This is a genomic window from Tsukamurella conjunctivitidis, assembly GCF_007858475.1.
Classification (GTDB): Bacteria; Actinomycetota; Actinomycetes; order Mycobacteriales; family Mycobacteriaceae; genus Tsukamurella; species Tsukamurella conjunctivitidis.
In genome coordinates this window covers 1-764 of the sequence record NZ_VIGX01000077.1, presented here as the reverse complement: position 1 = coordinate 764, position 764 = coordinate 1, and the positions used below count along the sequence as shown (strand labels likewise).

At 68.6% G+C, this 764-nt stretch carries 1 protein-coding gene; it reads left to right on the top strand.

Annotated elements, in window-relative coordinates; genetic code table 11:
- Positions 1 to 439, top strand: a 439-nt coding sequence (locus FK530_RS24440; protein ID WP_146489432.1) for a phosphate ABC transporter ATP-binding protein, incomplete at its 5' end; no start/stop codon positions are given.
- Between the last annotated feature and the right edge of the window lie 325 nt (positions 440 to 764).

Sequence of the window (764 nt, the reverse complement as noted above, 5' to 3'; positions counted from 1 at the left end):
CCGACGGATGTCGAAAGGTGACCAGGACGCCCTGGTGGAGGAGTCCCTGCGCGGCTCCAACCTGTGGAACGAGGTCAAGGATCGCCTGGAGAAGCCCGGCTCCTCCCTCTCCGGTGGTCAGCAGCAGAGACTGTGTATTGCGCGCGCCATTGCCGTGCGTCCCGAGGTGCTCCTCATGGACGAGCCGTGTTCCGCACTGGACCCGATCTCGACGCTGGCCATCGAGGACCTGATGAACGACCTCAAGGACGAGTACACGATCGTCATCGTCACCCACAACATGCAGCAGGCGGCGCGCGTCTCGGACCGCACCGGCTTCTTCAACCTCGAGGCGACGGGCAGGCCCGGACGTCTCGTGGAGTTCGATTCGACCGAGAAGATCTTCTCGACGCCTTCGCAGAAGGCGACCGAGGACTACATCTCGGGTCGTTTCGGCTGAGTCCCGGGGGCGGGACCGGTCGGGGGTCGGGGCATTGGGCTCCGGCCCCCGATCTCTGTCGAGGGCGACGCCGGTGTATGCGGGGGAGGACTCCCTCGGGGCGGCCTCGGTGCGAGGGATGCCTTCCAGGGGAGGCAGGGCGGCTCCCAGAGGTGGGCAGGGTCGGCCTGCAGAGAGGCGGGCAGGGTCGGCCTGACAGAGGCAGACAGGGGTGGGGCGGGTGGTCGCTGCGGCGGACGGTGCGCCTGAGATCCGGGACCCCCGGGGGCTCAGCGGAGGGAGTCGCGCACTGTTGAGGAGAGGGACTGTCCGGCCCCGCCTGCCA